The organism is Variovorax sp. GW821-FHT10C12 (assembly GCF_059415405.1).
In genome coordinates, this window is sequence record NZ_JBWKNE010000006.1 from 309,952 (window position 1) to 332,746 (window position 22,795).

A 22,795-nucleotide genomic window follows, 5' to 3' on the forward strand; every position below is an offset into this window, starting at 1 on the left:
CCCTGGTCACATGCGGAAGATGCCGAACTTGGGCTCGGGGATCGGCGCGTTGCGCGACGCAGCCAGGCCCAGTGCGAGCACGCGGCGCGTGTCGGCCGGGTCGATGATGCCGTCGTCCCACAGGCGCGCGGTGGCGTAGTAGGGGTGGCCCTGGTCTTCGTACTGCTGGCGGATCGGGGCCTTGAAGGCTTCTTCTTCGTCGGCGCTCCAGCTGCCGCCCTTCAGTTCGATGCCGTCGCGCTTCACGGTGGCCAGCACGCTCGCGGCCTGCTCGCCGCCCATCACGCTGATGCGCGCGTTGGGCCACATCCAGAGGAAGCGCGGGCTGTACGCGCGGCCGCACATGCCGTAGTTGCCGGCGCCGAAGCTGCCGCCGATGATGATCGTGAACTTCGGCACGTTGGCGGTGGCCACGGCCGTCACCATCTTGGCGCCGTGGCGCGCGATGCCTTCGTTCTCGTACTTGCGGCCCACCATGAAGCCGGTGATGTTCTGCAGGAACACCAGCGGGATCTTGCGCTGGCAGCACAGCTCGATGAAGTGCGCGCCCTTCTGCGCCGACTCGCTGAACAGGATGCCGTTGTTCGCGATGATGCCGACCGGCATGCCCTCGATCTCGGCAAAGCCGCAGACCAGCGTGGCGCCGAAGCGCGCCTTGAACTCGTGGAACTCGCTGCCGTCGACGATGCGCGCAATGATCTCGCGCACGTCGAAGGGCTTGCGCGTGTCGGTGGGGATCACGCCGTACAGCTCTTCGCGCGGGAACTCGGGCGCGCGCACCGCGGCGCCGTCCGGCTTCTCGGCCGACTTCGCATTCAGGTTGGCCACTGCCGAGCGCGCCAGCGCCAGCGCGTGCAGGTCGTTCTGCGCCAGGTGGTCGACCACGCCCGACAGGCGCGTGTGCACGTCGCCGCCGCCCAGGTCTTCGGCCGACACGACCTCGCCGGTGGCTGCCTTCACGAGCGGCGGGCCGCCCAGGAAGATGGTGCCCTGGTTCTTCACGATGATCGATTCGTCGCTCATCGCCGGCACGTACGCGCCGCCGGCCGTGCACGAGCCCATGACCACCGCGATCTGCGGAATGCCCTGGGCGCTCATGTTGGCCTGGTTGTAGAAGATGCGGCCGAAGTGGTCGCGGTCGGGGAACACCTCGTCCTGGTTCGGCAGGTTGGCGCCGCCCGAGTCCACGAGGTAGATGCAGGGCAGGCGGTTCTGCTCGGCGATCTCTTGCGCGCGCAGGTGCTTCTTGACGGTCAGCGGGTAGTAGGTGCCGCCCTTCACGGTCGCGTCGTTGCACACGATCATGCAGTCGACACCGTTCACGCGGCCGATGCCGGTGATGATGCCGGCGCCCGGTGCCGACTCGGCCCCCTTGCCGTCGAGGTACATCGCATGCGCGGCCAGCGGCGCGATCTCGAGGAAGGGCGTGCCCGGGTCGAGCAGCTCGGCCACGCGGTCGCGCGGCAGCAGCTTGCCGCGCGCCGTGTGCTTGGCGCGCGCGGCCTCGCCGCCACCCTGCTCCACTTTCGCGAACTGCTGCTGCAGGTCGTCGACCAGCGCGCGCATGGCGGCTGCATTGGCCTGGAAGTCGGCCGACCGTGCGTTGAGTTTGGTTTCGAGTTTGCTCATGCTGTCTTTTCTTGGCTGAGACCGAGCTGCTCGGTCATGGCGTCGCGGATCTTGAATTTCTGGATCTTGCCGGTCACCGTCATCGGGAACTCGGAGACGAACTGGATGTACTTGGGCACCTTGTAGTGCGCGATCTGGCCCTTGCAGAAATCGCGGATCTCGGCGTCGGTGGCCGTCTGGCCGGGCTTGACGATGATCCAGGCGCACAGCTCTTCGCCGTACTTCTTGTCGGGCAGGCCGACCACCTGCACGTCCTGCACCTTCGGGTGGCGGTACAGGAATTCTTCGATCTCGCGCGGGTAGATGTTCTCGCCGCCGCGGATCACCAGGTCCTTGATGCGCCCGACGATGTTCACGTAGCCCTCGGCGTCCATGGTGGCGAGGTCGCCGGTGTGCATCCAGCGCTCGGCGTCGATGGCCTCGCGCGTCTTGGGCTCGTCTTCCCAGTAGCCGTGCATCACCGAGTAGCCGCGCGTGCACAGCTCGCCCGACTGGCCCGGCGGCATGATCGCGCCGGTCTCGGGGTCGATGATCTTCACTTCGAGGTGCGGCTGCACCGTGCCCACGGTCGACACGCGGCGGTCGAGCGGCGTGTCGGTGCTGCTCTGGCAGCTCACGGGGCTGGTCTCGGTCATGCCGTAGGCGATGGTGATCTCGCCCAGGTGCATCTCGTTGACCACGCGCTTCATCACTTCGATGGGGCACGGCGAGCCGGCCATGATGCCGGTGCGCAGCGTCGACAGGTCGAACTCCTTGAAGCGCGGATGGTCCAGCTCGGCGATGAACATCGTGGGCACGCCGTGCAGGCCCGTGCACTTCTCGGCCTGCACGGTCTCGAGCACCGTGAGCGGGTCGAAGCCGTCGTTCGGGTACACGATGGCCGAGCCGTGCGTGAGGCAGGCCAGGTTGCCCAGCACCATGCCGAAGCAGTGGTACAGCGGCACCGGAATGCACAGGCGGTCGGCCGGCGTGAGCTTCATGCACTCGCCGATGAAGAAGCCGTTGTTCAGGATGTTGCGGTGCGTGAGCGTCGCGCCCTTGGGGAAGCCCGTGGTGCCGCTGGTGAACTGGATGTTGATCGGGTCGGTGGCCTTCAGCGTCTTCTGCGTGGCGGCCACGCGCGCGTCGGCCGCATCGCCGCCGGCCAGCAGTTCGCTGAAGCGGCGCATGCCGGGCTGCTCGTCGCCCTGGCCGGGCTTGTCGATCCAGAAGGTGTGCTGCAGCAGCGGCAGCTTGGCCGGGCCCAGCTCGCGCAGCATGCCCAGGTAGTCGCTGGTCTTGAACTGCGCCATCGTCACCAGCGCCTTGCAGCCGACCTTGTTGAGCGCGTACTCGAGCTCGGAGGTGCGGTAGGCGGGGTTGATGTTCACGAGGATCAGGCCGACCTTGGCGGTCGCGATCTGCATCAGCACCCAGGGCACGTTGTTGTGCGACCAGATGCCCACGCGGTCGCCGGGCACGAGCCCCAGGTCCAGCAGCGCGCTGGCGAGGCGGTTCGAGGCGGCCTGCAGCTCGCGGTAGGTGAAGCGCTGGCCTTCGTGGCGGCTGACGAGGGCTTCGCGGTCGGGCTGCTTCTCGACCATGTCGTCGAAGAAGTCGCCGATGGCTTGCTCGATGAGGGGGACGTCCGTGGCGCCTTGGGCCAGGCTCTGCGTCAGTGGCATCGTCTTGTCTCCTTGTCTGGCGCCCTCTCCCTGCGGGGAGAGGGTGGGGTGAGGGTGTGCAGCGCGGCTTATGCCGTTTCTGAGAACAGCTCGCGACCGATCAGCATGCGGCGCACTTCACTCGTGCCCGCGCCGATCTCGTACAGCTTGGCGTCGCGCCACAGCCGCTCGACCGGGAAGTCCTTGGTGTAGCCCACGCCGCCCAGCGTCTGGATCGCCTCGCCGGCCATCCAGGTCGCCTTCTCGGCCGAGTACAGGATGGCGCCGGCCGCGTCCTTGCGGAAGGTGCGCGCATGGTCGTTGCGGTCGCAGGCCTTGCCCACGGCGTACACATAGGCGCGGGTGGCCTGCCAGGTCGAGTACATGTCGGCGATCTTGCCCTGCATCAGCTGGAACTCGCCGATGCTCTGGCCGAACTGCTGGCGCTCGTGGATGTAGGGGATCACGGCGTCCATGCAGGCGGCCATGATGCCCAGCGGGCCGCCCGAGAGCACGGCGCGCTCGTAGTCCAGGCCGCTCATCAGCACCTTGGCGCCCATGCCTTCGCCGCCGAGCACGTTCTCTTCGGGCACTTCGCAGTTGTCGAAGAACAGGGGGAAGGTGTTGGAGCCGCGCATGCCGAGCTTGTCGAGCTTGGTGCCTGCCGAGAAGCCCTTGAAGTTCTTCTCGACGATGAAGGCCGTCATGCCGCGCGCGCCCATCTCGGGCTCGGTCTTGGCGTAGATGACCAGCGTGTCGGCGTCGCCGCCGTTGGTGATCCACATCTTGCCGCCGTTGAGCACGTAGTAGCCGTCCTTCTTGTCGGCCTTGAGCTTCATGCTCACCACGTCGGAGCCGGCGTTGGGCTCGCTCATGGCCAGCGCGCCCACGTGCTCGCCACTCACCAGCTTGGGCAGGTATTTCTTCTTCTGCGCTTCGCTGCCGTTGCGGTGGATCTGGTTCACGCACAGGTTGGAGTGCGCGCCGTACGACAGGCCCACCGACGCCGAGGCGCGCGAGACTTCTTCCATGGCCACGATGTGGGCCAGGTAGCCCAGCTCGGTGCCGCCGAATTCTTCCTTCACCGTCATGCCGTGCAGGCCCAGCTCGCCGAGCTTTTGCCACAGGTCGTGCGGGAACAGGTTGTCGCGGTCGATCTCGGCGGCGCGGGGCGCGATTTCGTTGGCGGCGAAGTCCTGGATCGCGCTGCGCAGCGCGTCGATGTCGTCGCCCAGGTCGAAGTTGAGGCCGAAATCGTGCATGAGTCTTGTCTCCTCTGAAGGGGTCGGCGCGCAGGGCTGCCCGCGCGGATGGCGCTTGAAAAAACGCAGCTTACGCCTCGTGGCGCCGCAATTGGCGCCACAATGGTTGCAAATTGCGCCACGACCGATGCCCTCCACCACGTCGTCCCCCGCCTTCCTGCGACCCGCCCGTGCCGTCACGCCGATGGCCTTCGTGCGAGCCATCGTGCAAGGGTATGCCCGCTACGGCAAGGACCCCGCGCAGGCCCTGCAGGCGGCACAGATCGCGCCGCGCGAACTGGCCCGCCCGGGCGCGCGGGTGACGGCTGCGCAGTTCGAGGCGCTGTCGGGCCATGCGATGCAGGAGCTGGACGACGAGGCGCTGGGCTGGTTCTCGCGCCGCCTGCCCTGGGGCAGCTACGGCATGCTGTGCCGCGCCTCGCTCACCTCGCCCGACCTGGGCGTGGCCATGAAACGCTGGTGCCGCCACCACCGCCTGCTGACCGAGGACATCACGCTCGCGCTGGAAGTGACCGGCGGCGTGGCCACGCTGCGCATCACCGAGAACCGCCCGCTCGACCCCGCGTTCCGCGAGTTCTGCCTGGTGACGAGCCTGCGCTTCATGCACGGGTACGTGTGCTGGGCCATCGACTCGCGCATCTCGCTGCGCCAGGCCACCTTTCCGTTCGCGGCGCCGCCGCACCGCGACGCCTACCCGCTGATGTTCACGCCCGACGTGCACTTCGATGCACCACAGGCCAGCATCAGCTTCGACGAGCGTTATCTCGCGCTGCCGCTGCTGCGCGACGAGCGCGCGCTGCGCACCATGCTCAAGCGCGCCCTGCCGCTCACGGTGCTGCAGTACCGCCGCGACCGCCTGCTGGGCCAGCGCGTGCGCGAACTGCTGCGCGCGCGCGCCGGCGAGGCCACCACGGCCGAGGCGCTGGCGGGGCTGCTGAATGTGTCGGGGCGCACGCTGCACCGGCAGCTGCATGAGGAAGGCACCTCGCTGCAGGTGCTGAAGAACGAGGTGCGGCACGAACTCGCGGTGGAGCAGCTGCGCCGGACCACGCGGCCGATCAAGCAGGTGGCGCTGGCAGTGGGCTTTCGCAACGAGAAGAGCTTTTCGCGCGCGTTCCTGCAGTGGACGGGGCACGCGCCTCGGGACTTTCGGCAGCTGGGGTTGTAGCAACCCCGTTCAGGGCGCGCGCCCTGAACGCCGGAACTCAGGCTGGCGAATCGATCAACGCCAGCGCATCGGCGATCGACTGGCTGTCTTCCGGCCGCACCAGCTTCGCGACCTGTTGCCCGTCGCGCATGAACACCAGCGTGGGCCACAGCCGCACGTTGAACGAGCGGCCCAGCGGACGGCCGCTGCCGTCTTCCACCTTGATGCGGCGCACGTTCGGGTACTTGGCAAAGGCCTCTGCAATGTTCGGCTGCGCGGCCTTGCAGATGCCGCACCAGTTGGTGCCGAACTCCACCACGGCCGGGCCCTGGAGCGCGTCGATCTCGCTGCGGTCGGGTTGCTCGGTCTGGTACTCGGAGGTCATGGGCTGGGTCCTTGCGAATTCGTGGGAAGGAGCGCGTGAAGGCGACGGGCGCGCCACGCGCTGACGGGCGTCATTGCACCAGAAACTCAGGCCGCCTGCAGGCCGTACCCGGCCAGCAACGCGGGCAGCCCGGTCATGTCGCTGAACACGGCCACGGCGCCCGCGGCGCGCAGCGCGCCCGGACCGCTGTGGCCCGACTCGCCCGTGCTGTAGCCGAACACCGTGGCGCCCGCGGCCACGCCGGCCATTGCGCCGGTGACCGTGTCTTCGACCACCGCGCAGCGCTTCGGATCGACACCGAGCGCTTCCGCCGCGGCCAGGTACACGTCGGGATGCGGCTTGGAGCGCGGCATCTCGTGGCCGCTGAAGATGCGGCCCTCGAAGCAGTCGAGCAGGCCGACCTTGGCCAGCTGCAGCTCGACCTTGTGGCGGTCGGCACCCGAGGCACAGGCGATGCGGCCCTTGAGCCGCGCATGGATCTCACGGATGGCGGCGGGCGCATGGGGAATGGCGACGAGGTCGCGGTCGAGCGCCTCGTTGCGGCGGGCGCGGAAGCCGCGCAGCCAGTCGTCGGTGATCTTGAAGCCGGTCTTGGCCTCGATGAGCGCCGTTTCGTCCTTCACGGCCTTGCCGGTGAAGATGTTCATCGATTCCTCGGCCGTGAGCTGCCAGCCGAGCTCGCCGAGCATGTCGGCAAGCACGCGGTTGGTGATGGGCTCGGAATCGACGAGCACGCCGTCGCAATCGAAGAGAACGGCGGAAAAGGGGAAAGGGGTCATTGCGAGGCTGGAGTTCAGGGGTCTGGCCCCATGGTAGCAACGCACCCTTTCCGCACGGGGAGACTCAGGCTATCGGGTCATCTCAGGCCATTTCAGACGACTGGGCGGATCGGGATGTAGATCTCGCCACCGCCGGCCATGAATTCTTTCGACTTCTCTTCCATGCCCTCGGCCATGGCAGCCGCCTCGGCCACGCCCTTCTTGGCCGCGTACTCGCGCACCTCCTGCGTGATCTTCATCGAGCAGAACTTGGGGCCGCACATCGAGCAGAAATGCGCCACCTTGCTCGAGTCCTTCGGCAGCGTCTCGTCGTGGAATTCGCGCGCCGTGTCGGGGTCCAGGCCCAGGTTGAACTGGTCTTGCCAGCGGAACTCGAAGCGCGCCTTGCTCAGCGCGTCGTCGCGCGAACGCGCACCCGGGTGGCCCTTGGCCACGTCGGCCGCGTGCGCGGCGATCTTGTAGGCAATGATCCCCTGCTTCACGTCGTCGCGGTCGGGCAGGCCCAGGTGCTCCTTGGGCGTCACGTAGCAGAGCATCGCCGTGCCGGCCCAGCCGATCATCGCGGCGCCGATGGCGCTGGAGATGTGGTCGTAGCCCGGCGCGATGTCGATGGTCAGCGGGCCGAGCGTGTAGAACGGCGCTTCGTGGCAGTGCTTGATCTGCTCGTCCATGTTGGCCTGGATCATGTGCATCGGCACGTGGCCCGGGCCTTCGATCATGGTCTGCACGTCGTGCTTCCAGGCGATCTGCGTGAGCTCGCCCAGCGTGCGCAGCTCGGCGAACTGCGCCTCGTCGTTCGCATCGGCACCCGAGCCGGGGCGCAGGCCGTCGCCGAGCGAGAAGCTCACGTCGTAGGCCTTCATGATGTCGCAGATGTCCTCGAAGTGCGTGTAGAGGAAGCTCTCCTTGTGGTGCGCGATGCACCACTTGGCCATGATCGAACCGCCGCGCGACACGATGCCCGTCATGCGGTCGGCCGTGAGGTGGATGAACGGCAGGCGCAGGCCGGCGTGGATGGTGAAGTAGTCGACGCCCTGCTCCGCCTGCTCGATGAGCGTGTCGCGATAGATCTCCCAGGTGAGGTCTTCGGCCACGCCGCCTACCTTTTCGAGCGCCTGGTAGATCGGCACCGTGCCGATGGGCACCGGCGAGTTGCGCACGATCCAGTCGCGCGTGGTGTGGATGTTCTTGCCGGTCGACAGGTCCATGACGTTGTCGGCGCCCCAGCGGATGGCCCACACCAGCTTCTCGACCTCTTCCTCGATGCTCGAGGTGACGGCCGAGTTGCCGATGTTGGCGTTGATCTTCACCTTGAAGTTGCGCCCGATGGCCATCGGCTCGACCTCGGGGTGGTTGATGTTCGCGGGAATGATCGCGCGGCCACGGGCCACTTCGTCGCGCACGAACTCGGGCGTGATGATGCGCGGAATGCTCGCGCCCATCGGGTTGCCCGCCACGCGCTTGGCGCGCTCCTCGTTGGCCAGGTACTCGGCCATCCACTCGCGCTTGCCGTTCTCGCGCAGCGCCACGTACTCCATCTCGGGCGTGACGATGCCGCGGCGCGCGTAGTGCATCTGCGTGACGTTGGCGCCCGACTTGGCGCGGCGCGGCGTGCGCTGCAGTGCCGAGGCACCGGCGCGCAGCTCGGCCAGGCGCTGCGCGTCGCGGTCTTCGTTCTTGGCGCCGTCGTCCAGCGCGTGGTGCGTGCGGCCTTCGTAGCTTTCGGTGTCGCCGCGCTCGATGACCCAGGCGCTGCGCACGTCGGGCAGGCCGCGGCGCACGTCGATCTCGACCTTCGGGTCGGTGTAGGGGCCCGAGGTGTCGTACAGGGAAACGGTTTCGCCGTTGGTCAGCGCCACGTCGCGCACGGGCACGAACAGGTCGGGCCGGCTGCCCGGAATGACGCACTTGTGCGAGGCGGGAAAGGGTTCGCGCGTCAGCGACAGCAGCGAGGTGAACTTGTCGGGGGCATTCATCGGGAGGCACTCCTTGTTGAGGGAAAGGGTGCTCCGCAATCGCTCGATGGACCTCGGGAGGCCCGCCACCGAAAAAGGGAGTGACGGACCGAAGTCAGGGAGTGCAGCTCTTCTTACGCCGGTATGACCCGGATCAAGTTCGCGGGTCGGCAGCTTTGCCATCTCAGCACGCCACATGCGTGCACCCCGGAGCGGGGCCGATTGTGCGGGCCGAAGCCTGCCGCCGTCAACCCGGGGGCTGGTGCAGGTCTCCGTCGACGTAGAACCAGCGCTCGTCCTCGCGCACGAAGCGGCTGCGCTCGTGCAGGCGGAACGCCACGCCCGTCGCACCGCGCTGGCGGGCGACGAACTCGACCTCGGCGTGGTCGGCGTCGAGCACCGAGCGCGAGCGGATGTCCAGCCCCAGCCATTTGACGCCCGGCTCGAACTCGACCGACGCCGGCCGCTTCGACGCATGCCAGGTGGCGAGCAGGTAATCGGCACGCGCCAGGACGAAGGCCGAGTAGCGCGAACGCATCAGCGATTCGGCGTCGGGCGCCGGCGTGTTCTCGAAATCGTCGAGGTAGCGCCCACAGCACAGGGCGTAGCCGATGGGCTTGTCGCGACGGTCGGTGCGGCCGCAGGGGCAGGGGCCGGGAGTGGGGTCGGTGGCGCTCATGAAGGGCTCTATTGGAACACTTGGCGCGGCGGGGGCTGAAGAGGGCCGTAGAGAGCCTCTGGGCATGTCCACTTCGCGTGGGGCATGGGCTGGCGTGGCCCTGCCTGGACGGGGCTCGTATCCATGCGTTGGTGCTTCGCGTGAGTCTGGGGTGGAGGATGCGCTCAAGCGTTTTGCATCGGTAGACCGTGCGACTACAGTCGACCGGGAGTCGCCCATCCTCTTCCTCTGCGTCTCAGCACATGCTCATATGAACTCAATCCCATTGACTCTTGGAAAGCCATACTTCACAGGCCCGATGGCGTCGACGGACTTGGGTACGGGTGGCGTCTTCTTCTGTGCGGTCTATCGCGAATGCCTGCAATTCGAGACAGATGGGCGTGTCCACTGGTGGCGCGAGGTGTTGGATAGTTCCAGACCTTATTTCAACGACCTGAATGAATTCCGAAAGCTCCGCCTGGATGGTTCGTATGGGCTCAACGACCGGGACTACTTGGTTTGCAAGTTTCCTCAGATGGAGTTGACTGGCCTGCCATGCAAAGACGCCCCTGCCTTGATGGCGTTTCATGCTTGGTACCCCTCAAGCCAAGCGGAGGGAAGTCGCGTCTTTCACGCACCGGAATCAGTGCCCAGCGAGCCGGCGAGTGACGCATCCGGCCTCTGACCAAGGACGGCAGAGTGCGGCAAAGGGGTCCTTCGAGAATCCTCCGAACGTCACTCATGCCGGCGCGCGATCTCTTCGCACGCATCAAGGGTGAAAAGATCCGTGCAATGAATCATCGAGTATTCGTCGAGTTGATGGACAAATAGCCGAGCGTTATCTTCGGGGCTACGTTCAGCGGGAAACATGCTGGAATCGCCGTTGATGACAAACGCAAGATCAGTCCGGTCAACCACTTCGTCTCGCGACCCAACATGACGATAGCGAACAGACTCCAGATAGACGACACCGTCGCGGTGCATGATCTTTACTGAATGAAAGTGTGGCTTCAAGTAGCTCGGGTACTTTTTCTTTAGGTCAGGAAGAATTTCAACGCCACTGTTAGCGCCTATGCGAGGGACGATAAATCCCGCCGACTCCTCCATTAGCCCGCGTATTGCTTCGCGTATGGGAATCCGAAAGAACTCCCGGTTGGGTTGGCATCGGTAGTCATCGAATCGCTGGTGCAGGCGCGTTTCGACGAATTTGCAATCCGTCACCAACTCGTCATAGACCACGATGAAATCGTCGGGGACTCCGGTTCCTCGCAACTCACCCGCCCGTGCCTTCGACGTGCGTTCGGTCAATCCAATCTTCACCAATCCTCGCATCGCGGGATTGATCATGATGTATACAAATCCAGAGTTCATAAGTGCAAGTAGTTACCATTCGACCTGAGAGAAGCCTAGTGGTTTTGATCGCCGACGATCTGCTGAAGAATGCCACAACCGCATTGCTTCCAAGATCGAAAGAGCTAGTCGCGAACCAATAGCGCTACTCGGCAAATGCATCGCACTGCGCTTCAATCCGCGCATGCAGAAGCCCCAGCGATACCGCAAGAAACCGCTGCAGCGAACTGCGCTGGCATGCATCGAAAAGCGGCGCAGGGTCCACATCAGAAGAAGCGGCATTGCGCCGATCCTCATCCCATTCGAGCAACTGAACCAACGTCTGCGCGCCCTGCACCACATCACGCGCCTCGTTGAGAAAGGCCGCATGGCTTTGCAGTGAAGGTGGGAGCCGTTCGCCTTGCACCCATTCGAAGGGCTTGAACAAGACAGTGAAGCGTTGAGACGCGCAAGGGCAACCGGCGTCGGTACCCGCATTTGGAACAGTGGCCATAAGCCTCCAAGGATGTCGATTTGCAACAACCGACGCACCCGCTGCTAAACGAGGGCGGCGGCTCGAACGGGTTAGCAGACCGGGACATCCTTGCGGAAACCGGCAGGGCGCGAGCCCTCCCATTCGAGCCGCCTAAAAAGGAGCACGAACGAAAAAGCCGCAGACCCTGTGCGGTAACTGCGGCTTTCGTCGCAGGATGTCAGCGGGCTGCTAAACCCGGCCCCGCTCATCACGAGGCGAAGGCAATGTAAGCGGTCTCGAAGAGACCCGTCAAGCTCCAGCGATTGGCACCACCCTACCGAAACATCACCCACTCAGGCCGCATGTTGAACCGCACCGGCAAGATGCTCACCCCGATCCCGCTGGTCACGTACATTCGCTTGTTGTCCTTGCGCGCGATCCAGCCATAAGCCCATTCACGCGGCGCACGCCCGGGCACCACCAACGCGCCATAGCCCGGCACGCTGATCTGCCCGCCGTGCGTGTGCCCCGCCACCACGAGCCCCCGCGTGCGCGGCATGCCGGCGAAGCTGAAGGGGTCGTGCATCATGACCAGCGTGGCGGCGCCGGGTGGCACGCCGGCCAGGGCCTTGTCGGGCTGCGAATGGCCGGTGGAGTCGTCGCCAATGCCGACCACCCAGAGCGCGTGCCCGGGCAGGCGCGCCGAGGCGTTCTCCAGCACGCGGATGCCCTGCGCGGACAGGGCCTTGGCGGTGCGTTCGCCGTCGTGCCACCAGTCGTGGTTGCCGAGCACCGCGTACACGCCCTTCGGCGCCTTCAGGCGGCCGAGCATGGCGGCCATGGTTTCGATGGAAAAGTCTTCGTCGTCGCCGGAGCCCGCAAGAAAGTCGCCGGGCAACAGGATCACGTCGGGCTGCGCCGCGTTGATCTGGTCGACGATGGTCACGGCACGGTTGGCGCTGGTCACGCGCCACAGCGAGCGCGTGCTGAGGTGCCAGTCGCTGGCCACGGCGACCTTCAGGCCGGCCGGCGGCTGCCACTGCGCCGAGCCCAGGGGCTCGACACGCGCGGCCACCCAGCGCGGCTCGATGACGACGCTCCAGGCGGCCAGCGCCGCGAGCACGAGTGCCGCGGCGATCGAGCCCCAGGGTCGGCCGCGGTGCCGGCTCACGTGATCGATCAGGCGAGCGCGCGTTGAATCAAGAGCTTCTGGATGTCCGACGTGCCTTCATAAATCTGGCACACGCGCACGTCGCGGTAGATGCGTTCCAGCGGAAAGTCGTTCACGTAGCCGTAACCGCCCAGAGTCTGGATGGCGGCGCTGCACACGCGCTCCGCCATCTCGCTGGCGAAGAGCTTGGCCATGGCGGCTTCTTTCAGGCAGGGCCGGCCGGCGTCGCGCAGGCTGGCGGCGTGCCAGATGAGCTGGCGTGCGGCTTCGATCTGCGTGGCGCAGTCGGCCAGGCGAAAGCCCACGGCCTGCTGGTCGAAGATGGCGCCGCCGAAGGCCTGGCGTTCCTTGGCGTAGGCCACGGCCACGTCGAAGGCGCTGCGGGCCATGCCCACGCTCTGCGCGGCGATGCCGATGCGGCCACCCTCGAGTGCGCCGAGTGCGATCTTGTAGCCCTCGCCTTCGGCGCCGATGAGGTTTTCGGCCGGGATGCGGCAGCTGTCGAAGTTGATCTGCGCGGTGTCGCTGCTGTGCTGGCCGAGCTTGTCTTCCAAGCGTGCAACGTTGTAGCCGGGCGCGTCGGTCGGCACGATGAACGCGCTCATGCCGCGCTTGCCGGCGCCCTTGTCGGTCACGGCGATGACGATAGCGACCTGGCCGTTCTTGCCGCTGGTGATGAACTGCTTCACGCCGTCGATCACGTAGCCGTCGCCGTCCTTGCGCGCGGTGGTGCGCAGGCTCGATGCATCGCTGCCGGCCTGCGGCTCGGTGAGGCAGAAGGCGCCGAGCATCTGGCCCTGGGCGAGCGGCTCGAGCCACTTCTTCTTCTGCTGCGCGTTGCCGTAGCGCATGAGGATGGCGTTGACAGGGCAGTTGGTCACGCTGATGGCGGTGCTGGTGCCGCCGTCGCCGGCCGCGATTTCCTCGAGCACGAGTGCGAGCGTGAGGTAGTCGAGGCCCGCACCGCCATGCTCCTCGGGCACGCAGATGCCGTAGGCGCCCAGTGCGGCGAGGCCCTGGTGCACTTCTTTCGGAAAGCTGTGCTCACGGTCCCACTTGGGGGCGTTGGGCCAGAGCTCGGCTTGCGAAAAATCGCGCACCGCGTCGCGGATGGCTTCCTGGTCTGCGCTGAGCAGCATGGCGTTGTCTCCAGTTCTTTCTTGTCGGTGGGTGCGAGGCTTACTTGCCGGCGCCCAGGTCCATGATGAGACGCGCGGCCATGTACAGGCGGCGCGGAATGGCGCTGATGTCGACGTACTCGGCCTTGTCGCTGTGGTAGCCGAAGCCGGGCAGGCCCAGGCTTTCGATCACGGGCTTGCCCGAGAGCGCTGCGTAGGCTGCGTCGGTGCCGCCGCCGGTGCGCTCTTCGACACCCACGGTGCCGCCGGCTTCCTTGTAGAAGACCACGGCCTTGTCGACGAGCTTCTTGCCGCCCTCGCCCGCGTTGAAGGCCGGACGGCCGCGCGTGACGAGCACCTTGACGTCGGCCTCAGGCAGCTTCTTCTGCTGCGCCTTCTCTTCGAGCGTCTTCATGGCGGCGTCGAAGTCTTCGTTGCGTGCGTAGCGCACGTCGGCGTTCAGCGTGGCGCTGGCCGGGATGATGTTCGACACGTTGCCGGCCTTGGCGATGGTCCAGTTGAAACGCAGGTTCTTCGACTTGTCGTCGATGCTCATGGTGCGCAGCACGAGGTCGGAGGCCTCGACCAATGCATTCACGCCCAGCTCGGGCGCGGCGCCCGCGTGCGAGGCCTTGCCGGTGATGTTGACCTGCACGTAGGCGATGCCCGAGGTGCCGAGCGACATCTTTTCGTCGCCGGCGCTGGTGGGCTCGAACGAGAGCACGTAGTCGGCCAGCTTGGCTTCTTCCTGGATCAGGTCGCGCGAGCCGAAGGAGCCTTTTTCTTCGTCGGTGTTGAACAGCACGGTGATGGTGCCGTAGTCGCGCACGCCGTAGTCTTTGAGCAGCTTGAGCGTGTGCAGGATGACGGCGTTGCCGCCCTTGTCGTCGGCGATGCCGGGGCCGTAGGCCTTGTCGCCTTCGATGCGGAACGGCGCCTTGGCGAGCGTGCCCTTGGTGTACACGGTGTCCATGTGCGACATGAGCAGCAGGTTCTTGCCGCCGCGGCCCTTGAGCTTGCCCACGATGTTGTCACCGACCACGAGGCCGGCCGACTTGCTGCGCGTGACGGTGAAGCCGAGGTTCTTCAGTTCGCCTTCGAGGTACGCGCCGGCGGCGGCCATGCCTTCGGCGTCACCGGTGCCGGTCTCGATGTTGACGAGCTTCTCGAGCGTCTTGATCACCGCCGGCTGCTCGTCGGTGGCGGCCTGGAACAGCACGTTGTCGCGCTTCTGGGCCCAGGCGCCACCTGCCACGAAGGCGGTAGCGAGCACGGCGGCAACGGCGGTACGGTGAATGGATGGGCGCATGAAATCTCCTGCTCTACGCATGGTTTTGTTTGAACTGTCCGGGGTGGAAAACCGGCCGGCGCCCTCTCCCGGGCGCCGGCGGCTCCTGGCGTTATAGCAATTCGAGCGCGACCGCGGTGCCTTCGCCGCCGCCGATGCACAGCGTGGCGACGCCGCGCTTCTTGCCGCGCGCCTTCAGCGCGTGCAGCAGCGTGACCATGATGCGCGCGCCGCTGGCGCCGATGGGGTGGCCCAGCGCGCAGGCGCCGCCGTTCACGTTGACGATGTCGTGCGACACGTCGAGTTCGTGCATGAGGGCCATGGGCACGACGGCGAAGGCCTCGTTCACTTCCCACAGGTCGACGTCCTTCACGCTCCAGCCGGTCTTGGCGAAGAGCTTCTGCACGGCGCCGACCGGCGCGGTGGAGAACCACTCGGGCTGCTGCGCGTGCGTGGCGTGGCCGACGATGCGCGCCAGCGGCTTGGCGCCGATCTTCTTGGCGTGCGACTCGGTCATCATGACCAGCGCGGCGGCGCCGTCGTTGATCGACGAGCTCGAGGCGGCGGTGATGGTGCCGTTTTCTTTCTTGAACGCGGGCTTGAGCGTGGGGATCTTGTCGAGCTTGACCTTGCCCGGGCCTTCGTCGATGGAGATGACGGTGTCGCCGCCGCGGCCCTTCACGGTGACGGGCGTGATCTCGTCCTTGAAGGCGCCCGATTCGGTGGCGGCCTTGGCGCGCTGCACGCTGGCGATGGCGAAGGCGTCTTGCTGTTCGCGCGTGAAGTTGTACTTGGCGGCGCAGTCTTCGCCGAAGGTGCCCATGGACCGGCCCGGCTGGTAGGCGTCTTCGAGGCCGTCGAGCATCATGTGGTCATAGATCTTGTCGTGGCCCATGCGGTAGCCGCCGCGGCCCTTGAGCATGAGGTAGGGCGCGTTGGTCATGCTTTCCATGCCGCCCGCCACGATGACGTCGTGCGTGCCGGCCAGCAGCAGGTCGTGCGCGAGCATCGCGGCCTTCATGGCCGAGCCGCACATCTTGCTGAGCGTGACGGCGCCCGCGCTGTCAGGCAGGCCGCCCTTGTAGGCCGCCTGGCGCGCCGGGGCCTGGCCCTGGCCGGCCATGAGGCAGTTGCCGAACAGCACTTCACCCACGCTCTCGGGCGCGATGCCGGCGCGCTCGACGGCCGCCTTGATGGCCGCGCCGCCCAGGTCGTGCGCGGAGAGGGACGAGAAGTCGCCCTGGAAGCCACCCATGGGGGTGCGGGCGGCGCCGACGATGACGATGGATTCAGGCATGGAGGTCTCCTTCAGGAATGTGAAAGTGAAGTCAGGAACAAAGCGAAAACAGGAATCGGGAACGGGCGGTCAGAAATGCGTCGCGTGGCCTTCGTGCTGGAAGCGTTGCGACTCTTCGTACGGGAACACATCGAGCATCTGGCCGGCCTGGATGCGTTCCTTGTGGTGCTGCCAGAAGGCGGCGTCGAGCAGGTCGGCGTGGTGCGCCATGAAGGCGGCGCGCACGTCCTTGTTGCCCAGCAGAAAGGGCTCGAAGGTCTCGGGGAACACGTCCTTCGGGCCGACCGAGTACCAGACCTCGCCACTCATCTCGTCTTCTTCGTTTCGCGGCGTGGGCACCTTGCGGAACTTGCAATCGGTGACGTATTCGATTTCGTCGTAGTCGTAGAACACGACCTTGCCGCCGCGCGTGACGCCGAAGTTCTTCCACAGCATGTCGCCGGGAAAGATGTTGGCGGCCACCATGTCCTTGATGGCGTTGCCGTACTCGATGACCGCATGCTCCAGCTGGTCCTTGGCGCGCCGGGCCTGGGCCGGGCTCTCTGGGTGGGCCAGCGTGTCGAAGGCTTCCTGCAGGTAAATGTTCAGCGGGATCATGCGGCGCTCGATGTAGACGTGCTTGAGCACGACCTCCATCTCCCCGTTGCCGTCGCGGTCGCCGATCTCGAGCTGGCTGGGCGCGAACTTGCGGATCTCCTCGATGAGCTCGGGCTCGAAGCGATCGAGCGGAAAGCCCACGTTGCTGTACTCGAGCGTGTCGGCCATGCGGCCCACGCGGTCGTGCTGCTTCACGAGCATGTACTTGCCCTTGATCTGCTCGCGCGTGGTGTCCTTCTGCGGCGGATAAAAGTCTTTGATGACCTTGAACACGAAGGGAAACGAGGGCAGGTCGAACACCAGCATGACCATGCCCTTGATGCCGGGCGCGATGCGAAAGCGGTCGCTCGAGTAGTTCAGGTGCGACAGGAAGTCGCGGTAAAACAGCGTCTTGCCCTGCTTGGCCAGGCCGAGCGCGTTGTAGATTTCGGCGCGCGGCTTGCGCGGCATGAGCGAGCGCAGGAACTGCACCCAGGCAGAGGGCACTTCCATGTCGACCATGAAGTAGGCGCGTGCAAAGCTGAACAGCATCTGCAGGTCGTCTTCGCCGAACAGCGCCGCGTCGATGTAGAACTTGCCGTGGGTGTCGTGCAGGAGGGGCAGCGAGAACGGGATCTCGGTGAAGCCGTTCATGATCTTGCCGACCACGTAGGCGCCCTTGTTCCGATAGAACAGGCCCGACAGCACCTGCAGCTGGAAGTTGGCGCGCAGCTTGACCTGGTGAAAGCGGTTCAGGATGACGTGCGCCACGCGCTCGGCGTCTCGCCGCTTGTTGGCGTAGCTGCCCTGCAGCGCGAAGTCGTCGAGCATCTGCTCGATGATGTCGGGCAGCGTGGCCTGCGACGGGTAGTACGGCCGGTAGGTGGGGGCGCCACGCGGCTCGATGTACTCGGTGCTGATGGCCGGACGCACGAAGATGAAGTCGTTCTGGAAGTAGGCCCGGTGCAGGATCTTCGTGGTGACCGAGTTGAAGAAGCTCTCGGCCAGCTCGGGCTGGTGGTGGTTCACCAGCAGGCCGATGAAGTGCAGCTTGACCTGGTGCCAGACCTCCATGGGCTGGTCGCCGGCCTTGAACTCTTTTTCGAGCCGGGCCACGGCCTCGTTCACACGCAGGTCGTAGAACTCGATGCGCTCGCGCTGCGCCCGCTGCTGGCCGTGCCAGTCGGCGGTCTCGAAGCGGTGCTTGGCGCGCGCCGATTCGGCCCGGAACAGCCGGTAGTGCCGGTTGAACCCGTCGATCATCGCCTTCGCGATGTCGTAGGCCAGCGGGGAATCGAGGCGCTGCGGGAACATGGCGACGGTACCGGCGATGGCAGCGACGGGTTCGCTCAGGCGGCTGGCGGGGTCTCGGTGCCTTCGGTGCCGTCGGCACCTGCCTGCGCCGACGGCGAAACGCCGGCCGGCTTGCTCCACTTGTAGCGGATGCGCTGCACGGCGGCCTTGTAGATGGCGTCCAGCGGCTTGTCGCCGTCGGCGCTCAGGCCGAGGTCTTGCAGCAGGCCGTCGTGCACGCCGAAGGTCCAGCCGTGGATGCGCACCTTCTGGCCGCGCGCCCAGGCGTCGACCATGACGGTGCTGACGGCCACGTTGACCACCTGCTCGGCCACGTTGAGCTCGCACAGCGCATCGACGCGCACGTCTTCGGGCAGGCTGTCGAGCATCACGCTGTGGCGGTCGCGCACGTCCTGGATGTGGCGGATCCAGTTGTCGGCCAGGCCGATGCGCTTGCCGCTGAGCGCAGCCTTCACGCCGGCGCAGCCGTAGTGGCCGACCACCATGATGTGCTCGACCTTCAGGTGCTCGACCGCGAACTGGATCGCCGAGAGCGCGTTGAGGTCGGAGTGCACCACGATGTTGGCGACGTTGCGGTGCACGAACACTTCACCCGGCTCCAGGCCGGTGATCTGGTTGGCGGGCACGCGGCTGTCGGAACAGCCGATCCACATGTAGCGCGGCGTCTGCTGCTTGACAAGGCCGGTGAAGAAGCCGGGCCGGTCACGCTCCATCTGGGCGGACCAGGCACGGTTGTGGGCAAAGAGGTCGTCGAGGTTGTCTGAGGACATGGTGATCTATTGTCGGTGAGTGGTTGCGGGCTCGGTACCCAGGGCGCTCGGCCCTCCCTTGGCGGCCTTCTGCGCCCTGACCAGGGTGGCGCGGCCTTTCTTCTCGTGTTCTCGCACTTCGGCCAGGTTGGCCTGCAGCTCGGCCAGCTGCGCCTCGAGCTGCGCCCGGTGGGTGCCGAGCACGCCCAGGAACTTTTCCAGCTGCGGCACGGTGTCGCGCGGGCTGTCGTACATGTCGAGGATGTCTTTCGCCTCGACGAGCGTCAGGCCCAGGCGCTTGGCGCGCAACGTGAGCGTGAGCCGCGCCCGGTCGCGCGCGCTGTACACGCGCTGCAGGCCGGCCCGCTCCGGCGACAGCAGGCCCATGTCTTCATAGAAGCGGATGGCGCGCGTCGTGAGATCGAACTCCTTGGCGAGCTGGCTGATGGTGAAGGTCTGCGCGGGCATGGGCGGCAAGGGTTGCGGGGGCGACAGCAGGTTGGCGGCGCATTCTCTACAATGATGCCTCAACCCATGACGTTTACGTAAACGTCAATCATACATGAACCTCCTCGAACGCGAACTCCACTACCCCCTGGGCGACACCCTGCCCGCCGCCGGCGAAGCACTGGAAGTCGCGCCCGGCGTGCGCTGGATCCGCATGCGGCTGCCCTTTGCGCTGGACCACATCAACCTCTGGCTGCTGCGCGACACGATCGACGGCGTCGAGGGCTGGACGGTGGTCGACTGCTGCATCGCGCACGACGAGGCCCGCGCGCAGTGGGAGCAGATTTTCGAGACCCAGCTGCAGGGCCTGCCGATCCTGCGCGTGATCGTGACCCACATGCACCCCGACCACATCGGCCTGGCCGACTGGCTGTGCCAGCGCTGGAACGCGCCGCTGTGGATCAGCGCCACCGACTACCACGTGGCGCGCGTGCTGTGCAGCGCCGGCGACACGCTCGCGGGCGGCGACGCGGCAGCCGACTTCTTCGCCTCGCACGGCCTGACCAACCCCGAGTCGATCGCCAAGATCCGCGCGCGCACCAGCTACTACACCAACATGGTGCCCAGCGTGCCCGCCCGCTACGTGCGCATGATGGACGGCGACATCGTCCGCATCGGGGGGCGCGACTGGCGCTGCATCAGCGGCTACGGCCATGCGCCCGAACACATCGCGCTGTACTGCGCCGAGCCGAAGCTGCTGCTGGGCGGCGACATGATGCTGCCGCGCATCTCGACCAACGTGAGCGTGCACGCGGGCGAGCCCGAGGCCAATTCGCTGCGCCTGTTCCTGGACAGCATCGACAAGTTCAAGGCCCTGCCGGCCGACACGCTGGGCCTGCCCTCGCACGGCAAGCCCTTCACCGGCATCCACCGCCGCGTCGACCAGCTGCAGGAGCACCACCGCGACCGCCTGGCCGAGCTGCTCGAAGCCTGCCTCGCGCGCCCGATCACGGCGTCGGAGGGCCTGCCGATCCTGTTCAAGCGCGAGCTCGACCTGCACCAGATCACCTTCGCCATGGGCGAGACCGTGGCCCACCTGCACCTGCTGTGGTTCTCGGGGCAGGTGAAGCGCACGCTCGATGCCGACGGCATCTACCGCTTCGGCGCAGCCTGAGGCCCCCCGGCTTTTCACTTCGCTCCGCTGCGTGTAACTCCACCCCCGAGGGGGGGGCGCGGCTCGCCTTGGGGCGGCCCGGCGGCGGCCGCATAGACTCTGGGAATGACAATGTCGAACACGCTGGCTGAGCTGCGCGCCGGCCGGCTGGCTGGCGCACGACGACTGGACCTCTCGTGCGGACTCACCGAGTTCCCGCGCGAGATTTTTGCGCTCGCCGACACCCTCGAAACGCTGAACCTCACGGGCAATGCGCTCAGCGCGCTGCCCGACGACCTCGGCCGGCTGCACAAGCTGCGCGTGCTGTTCGGCTCCGACAACCGCTTCACCGAACTGCCGGCGGCCATCGGCCAGTGCCGCCAGCTCGACATCGTGGGCTTCAAGGCCAACCGCATCGCCCACGTGCCCGCCGAGGCGCTGCCGCCCTCGCTGCGCTGGCTGATCCTGACCGACAACGCGATCGAAGAATTGCCCGACACGCTCGGCGACTGCACCCGCATGCAGAAGCTGATGCTGGCTGGCAACCGCCTGCGCGCCCTGCCGCCGTCGGTGGCCCGCTGCCGGCAGCTCGAGCTGCTGCGCCTGTCGGCCAACCGCTTCGAGGTGCTGCCCGACTGGCTGCCCACCCTGCCGCGCCTGGCCTGGCTGGCCTGCGCGGGCAACCCGTTCGACACCCAGGCCGAAGACGCCGCCATCGATGCGCCCACCGTGCCGCACGTCGACTGGCGCGACCTGACGCTCGGCCCGAAGCTCGGTGAAGGCGCCTCGGGCGTGATCCACCGCGCCACGCTGGCCACGCCGGACGACGCCGCGCTGCCCGTGGCGGTGAAGCTGTTCAAGGGCGCCGTCACCAGCGACGGCTGGCCGCACAGCGAGATGGCCGCCTGCATCGCGGCCGGCGCGCACCCGACGCTGATCGCCGCGCAAGGCCGCATCGACGGCCACCCCGACGGCACCGAAGGCCTGGTGATGGCGCTGGTGCCGCCCTCGTTCCGCACCCTGGCCGGCCCACCGAGCCTGGCCTCGTGCACCCGCGACGTCTACGCCGACGACGCGCGCTGGACGACCGGCACCGCGCTGCGCATCGCGCGCGACATCGCCGCGGCCATGGCGCACCTGCATGCGCGCGGCCTGCTGCATGGCGACCTGTATGCCCACAACATCCTGTGGCACGCACAGGACGGCGGGCGGCTCGGCGATTTCGGCGCGGGCTGGATGACCGGCGCGCTCGACCCGGCACTGGCGAAGGCCCTGCAAGGCGTGGAGATGCGCGCCTTCGGTTGCCTGCTCGAAGAGCTGGCGGAGCGCTGCGACGATGCGGCTTCTTCGCCCTTGACCACGCTCGCGGCGCGCTGCCAGCAACCCGAAGTGGCGGCGCGGCCATCGTTCGCCGAGGTGCTGTCGGTGCTGGATGCCGCCGCGCCATGACGCGCCCCCGCTTCCCCGTCCCGATGCCTACGCGTGACGGCGTGAGCCCGAGTTGTGTCTCGCTGCCTTACGGCCCCTGGTCCACCATCGCCGAGTTTCTGGTCGAGCGTTTTCCCGCCATCTCGCGCGAAGCCTGGCTCTCGCGCATCGAAGCAAACGACGTGTGCGACGAGCACGGCGTGCCCATCACCGCCACGCGGCGCTACGAGTCGCCGCTGCGCGTGTACTACTACCGCGCGCTCGATGCCGAGACGCCCATCCCTTTCGAAGAGTTGGTGCTGCACCAGGACGACGACCTCGTGGTGGTCGACAAGCCGCCCTTCGTGCCCGTCACGCCCACCGGCAAGTACGTGCAGCAGAGCCTGCTGGTGCGCCTGAAACGCAAGCTCGGCCTGGACGACCTCGTGCCGCTGCACCGCATCGACCGCAACACCTCGGGGCTGGTGCTGTTCTCGGTGCGCCCCGAGACGCGCGGCATCTACCAGGCGATGTTCCCCGAGCGGCGCATCGACAAGCACTACGAAGCCGTCGTGCCGTGGCACGAGGGTGTGTCGTCGGTGCCCGCCGTGTACCGCAGCCGGCTGGTGGACGACGACCACTTCATGCGCATGCGCGAAGCGCCCGGCGAGCCGAATTCCGAGACCCGCATCGTGCTGAGGGAGGCGCGCGACGGCCATGCGCTGCTGGAACTCTCGCCCGTCACCGGTCGCAAGCACCAGCTGCGCGTGCACTGCCAGGCGCTGGGCTTGCCGATCGTGAACGACCCGTTCTATCCCACGCTGCAGCCTGCGGGGAATGACGACTTCGACAGGCCGCTGCAGCTGCTGGCGCGGTCGCTGGCTTTTGTCGACCCGCTGAGTAGCGCCTTGCGCACCTTCGAGAGTCCGCGCCGGCTGGCGCTGCCTTCTGCTCCTGCTGCCGCCTAGGTGACGCGGCGCGGGCGCGTCGCGGACTAAGCTTTCTCCTGACGG

The 22,795-nt window shown here is 66.8% G+C and carries 20 protein-coding genes and 1 riboswitch; of the genes, 4 read left to right on the plus strand and 16 right to left on the minus strand.

Going from position 1 to position 22,795, the window contains the following annotated elements; genetic code table 11:
- Nucleotides 1-6: 6 nt before the first annotated feature.
- The 3 genes from AC07OH_RS24465 to AC07OH_RS24475 all read right to left on the minus strand — a co-directional run bounded on the left by AC07OH_RS24465 (nt 7) and on the right by AC07OH_RS24475 (nt 4,534).
- Nucleotides 7-1,629, minus strand: a complete 1,623-nt coding sequence (locus AC07OH_RS24465) for a carboxyl transferase domain-containing protein (protein WP_495302431.1) — start codon at nt 1,627-1,629, stop codon at nt 7-9.
- Complete coding sequence (locus AC07OH_RS24470; protein WP_495302432.1) at nt 1,626-3,293, minus strand: AMP-binding protein; 1,668 nt, start codon at nt 3,291-3,293, stop codon at nt 1,626-1,628. Before AC07OH_RS24470 ends, AC07OH_RS24465 begins: the two co-directional genes overlap by 4 nt.
- 68 nt (nt 3,294-3,361) lie before the next feature.
- A complete protein-coding gene (locus tag AC07OH_RS24475) occupies nt 3,362-4,534 on the minus strand; it encodes an isovaleryl-CoA dehydrogenase (protein ID WP_062478706.1) in 1,173 nt (390 codons plus the stop codon).
- Between the two features lie 127 nt (nt 4,535-4,661).
- Here AC07OH_RS24475 and AC07OH_RS24480 point away from each other — a divergent pair, with 127 nt between their 5' ends.
- A complete protein-coding gene (locus tag AC07OH_RS24480) occupies nt 4,662-5,702 on the plus strand; it encodes an AraC family transcriptional regulator (protein WP_095746925.1) in 1,041 nt (346 codons plus the stop codon).
- Nucleotides 5,703-5,739: 37 nt separating this feature from the next.
- Here the strand turns inward: AC07OH_RS24480 and AC07OH_RS24485 are convergent, their stop codons facing one another.
- From AC07OH_RS24485 to AC07OH_RS24545, 13 genes are all read right to left on the minus strand, one after another.
- Nucleotides 5,740-6,066, minus strand: a complete 327-nt coding sequence (locus tag AC07OH_RS24485; protein WP_095746926.1) for a thioredoxin family protein — start codon at nt 6,064-6,066, stop codon at nt 5,740-5,742.
- Between the two features lie 86 nt (nt 6,067-6,152).
- A complete protein-coding gene (locus AC07OH_RS24490; protein ID WP_062478714.1) occupies nt 6,153-6,845 on the minus strand; it encodes an HAD family hydrolase in 693 nt (230 codons plus the stop codon).
- A 92-nt stretch (nt 6,846-6,937) separates the two neighbouring features.
- On the minus strand, nt 6,938-8,821 hold the full coding sequence (thiC, locus tag AC07OH_RS24495) for a phosphomethylpyrimidine synthase ThiC (protein ID WP_099793213.1): 1,884 nt from the start codon (nt 8,819-8,821) through the stop codon (nt 6,938-6,940).
- A 93-nt stretch (nt 8,822-8,914) separates the two neighbouring features.
- Nucleotides 8,915-9,020: riboswitch (TPP riboswitch) on the minus strand.
- Nucleotides 9,021-9,047: 27 nt separating this feature from the next.
- The gene (locus AC07OH_RS24500; protein WP_095746929.1) at nt 9,048-9,479 is read right to left on the minus strand and encodes a YchJ family protein; all 432 of its coding nucleotides are present in this window, start codon (nt 9,477-9,479) and stop codon (nt 9,048-9,050) included.
- Between the two features lie 714 nt (nt 9,480-10,193).
- Nucleotides 10,194-10,829, minus strand: a complete 636-nt coding sequence (locus AC07OH_RS24505) for a GIY-YIG nuclease family protein (protein WP_101490521.1) — start codon at nt 10,827-10,829, stop codon at nt 10,194-10,196.
- Between the two features lie 124 nt (nt 10,830-10,953).
- Nucleotides 10,954-11,235 carry a hypothetical protein gene (locus AC07OH_RS24510; RefSeq protein ID WP_495302433.1) on the minus strand — a complete coding sequence of 94 codons (282 nt, stop codon included), beginning with the start codon at nt 11,233-11,235 and terminating at the stop codon, nt 10,954-10,956.
- 361 nt (nt 11,236-11,596) lie between these two features.
- Nucleotides 11,597-12,433, minus strand: coding sequence for a metallophosphoesterase (locus AC07OH_RS24515; RefSeq protein ID WP_495302434.1), 837 nt, complete (start codon nt 12,431-12,433; stop codon nt 11,597-11,599).
- A gap of 8 nt (nt 12,434-12,441) precedes the next feature.
- Nucleotides 12,442-13,572: an acyl-CoA dehydrogenase family protein gene (locus tag AC07OH_RS24520; protein WP_495302435.1), complete on the minus strand. Its 1,131-nt coding sequence runs from the start codon at nt 13,570-13,572 to the stop codon at nt 12,442-12,444.
- 40 nt (nt 13,573-13,612) lie between these two features.
- Nucleotides 13,613-14,860, minus strand: coding sequence for a glutamate carboxypeptidase (locus AC07OH_RS24525; RefSeq protein ID WP_095947901.1), 1,248 nt, complete (start codon nt 14,858-14,860; stop codon nt 13,613-13,615).
- Nucleotides 14,861-14,951: 91 nt separating this feature from the next.
- Nucleotides 14,952-16,136, minus strand: coding sequence for an acetyl-CoA C-acyltransferase (locus tag AC07OH_RS24530; RefSeq protein ID WP_495302436.1), 1,185 nt, complete (start codon nt 16,134-16,136; stop codon nt 14,952-14,954).
- 69 nt (nt 16,137-16,205) lie between these two features.
- Nucleotides 16,206-18,026, minus strand: a complete 1,821-nt coding sequence (gene aceK / locus AC07OH_RS24535; protein ID WP_495302437.1) for a bifunctional isocitrate dehydrogenase kinase/phosphatase — start codon at nt 18,024-18,026, stop codon at nt 16,206-16,208.
- Nucleotides 18,027-18,061: 35 nt separating this feature from the next.
- Complete coding sequence (can, locus tag AC07OH_RS24540; RefSeq protein ID WP_495302438.1) at nt 18,062-18,796, minus strand: carbonate dehydratase; 735 nt, start codon at nt 18,794-18,796, stop codon at nt 18,062-18,064.
- A gap of 6 nt (nt 18,797-18,802) precedes the next feature.
- Nucleotides 18,803-19,243: a MerR family transcriptional regulator gene (locus AC07OH_RS24545; RefSeq protein ID WP_489062936.1), complete on the minus strand. Its 441-nt coding sequence runs from the start codon at nt 19,241-19,243 to the stop codon at nt 18,803-18,805.
- Nucleotides 19,244-19,337: 94 nt separating this feature from the next.
- Here AC07OH_RS24545 and AC07OH_RS24550 point away from each other — a divergent pair, with 94 nt between their 5' ends.
- The 3 genes from AC07OH_RS24550 to AC07OH_RS24560 all read left to right on the plus strand — a co-directional run bounded on the left by AC07OH_RS24550 (nt 19,338) and on the right by AC07OH_RS24560 (nt 22,750).
- On the plus strand, nt 19,338-20,396 hold the full coding sequence (locus AC07OH_RS24550; RefSeq protein WP_062478751.1) for an MBL fold metallo-hydrolase: 1,059 nt from the start codon (nt 19,338-19,340) through the stop codon (nt 20,394-20,396).
- A 111-nt stretch (nt 20,397-20,507) separates the two neighbouring features.
- Complete coding sequence (locus AC07OH_RS24555; RefSeq protein ID WP_495302457.1) at nt 20,508-21,824, plus strand: leucine-rich repeat-containing protein kinase family protein; 1,317 nt, start codon at nt 20,508-20,510, stop codon at nt 21,822-21,824.
- On the plus strand, nt 21,821-22,750 hold the full coding sequence (locus AC07OH_RS24560; protein WP_495302439.1) for a pseudouridine synthase: 930 nt from the start codon (nt 21,821-21,823) through the stop codon (nt 22,748-22,750). The genes AC07OH_RS24555 and AC07OH_RS24560 overlap by 4 nt, the downstream gene beginning before the upstream one ends.
- The last annotated feature ends 45 nt before the right edge of the window (nt 22,751-22,795 follow it).